We start from the raw sequence: 1384 nt of genomic DNA on the forward strand, positions 1-1384 counted from the left end.
ATGTTTTGAATACAAAAATAGCGCAATTACCTCTATAATTATTAGCTACCACACCAAATAAAAAAGAAAGGTAATGCGCCTATGTGTAAGTCTATATTAAATACATTAAGAATTAAAGATAAAAATCTAAATTTTTCAGATGAAGTGACTGAGAAAAAATATAAAGGACGAAAGAGTTTGTTTTACTATGCAGAGCTTACTTATCAACCTACACATTGTGAAAACTGTTTAACTAAAAACGAAAATTTCTCTATAGTGAAAAATGGGAAGAAAACTTCAACGATTACTTTACTTAAAATTATGGAAATGCCTGCTTATTTAAAGCTTCAAAAACAAAGATTTTATTGTAAAACATGTGATAGTTATTTTACTGCTAAATCTAATATTGTCGACGATTATTGTTTTATTTCTAACAAAACAAAACTTGCAGTTTTAGATAAAGTACAAGAATACCGCTCTCAAAAATCTATCGCTAAGTCATGCTTAGTATCATCAATGACTGTATCTAGAGTGATTAATCAAGCGGCAAGCGACGTAGGTCAGTCTTCTTTTGATGCTTTACCTGAACACTTAATGATGGACGAATTTAAAAGTGTTAAAAATGTAATTGGAAAAATGAGTTTTATTTATGCAGATGCTGTATCACACCGCATCGTAGATGTGGTAGCGGATCGTAAGTTAAAATCGCTGAAAGATCATTTTTATCGTTATTCTTTGAAACTAAGACAAAAAGTCAAAACTGTAACGATTGATATGTATGAACCCTATATGTCGCTAATCAAACAATTATTTCCTAATGCGAAGATTATTATTGATCGTTTCCATATTGTTCAATCTTTAAATCGAGCGTTAAATATGTCTAGAGTTCATATAATGAATTGTTATAGAACCTCTAATAGACCGCTTTACAATAAATATAAAAGTTATTGGAAACTATTTCTTAAACCTTTTGAAACGCTAGAGGCATTTAATTATCGTAAAGTCCGTTTATTTAAAGAGTGGAAAACCGAAAAAGGAATTATGAATTACTTATTAAGTGTAGACGTTGAATTATTTAATACATATCACTACGTTCATGAGCTAAGACGATTATTAAAAGAAAACCAAATAGAGAAATTTACTCATAAACTCTTTTCTATTCATCTTTCAGATGTGTGTCCTAGATTACGCCCAGTCATTAGAACTTTAAGAAGATTAACAGCTTTCATTGAAAACTCCATGATATATTCTAACCTGACCAACGGTCCGTTAGAAGGAATTAATAATAAAATCAAACTCATTAAAAGGGTATCTTTTGGTTATAGAAATTATGATAATTTACGTAATCGAATTATTATAACTTCGCGACTATTTGCCTCAACAACAAAAAAAGAGATTAAACAAC

The 1384-nt window shown here is 29.5% G+C and carries 1 protein-coding gene; it reads left to right on the forward strand.

All coding sequences use genetic code 11. The annotated features are described in order from the left end of the window. Positions 1 to 81 precede the first annotated feature (81 nt). Positions 82 to 1384: ISL3 family transposase (locus E2558_RS12260; RefSeq protein ID WP_135789041.1), on the forward strand; the 1303-nt coding region annotated here is incomplete at its 3' end.

The sequence above is a fragment of the Staphylococcus pragensis genome (genome assembly GCF_004785665.1).
Classification (GTDB): domain Bacteria; phylum Bacillota; class Bacilli; order Staphylococcales; family Staphylococcaceae; genus Staphylococcus; species Staphylococcus pragensis.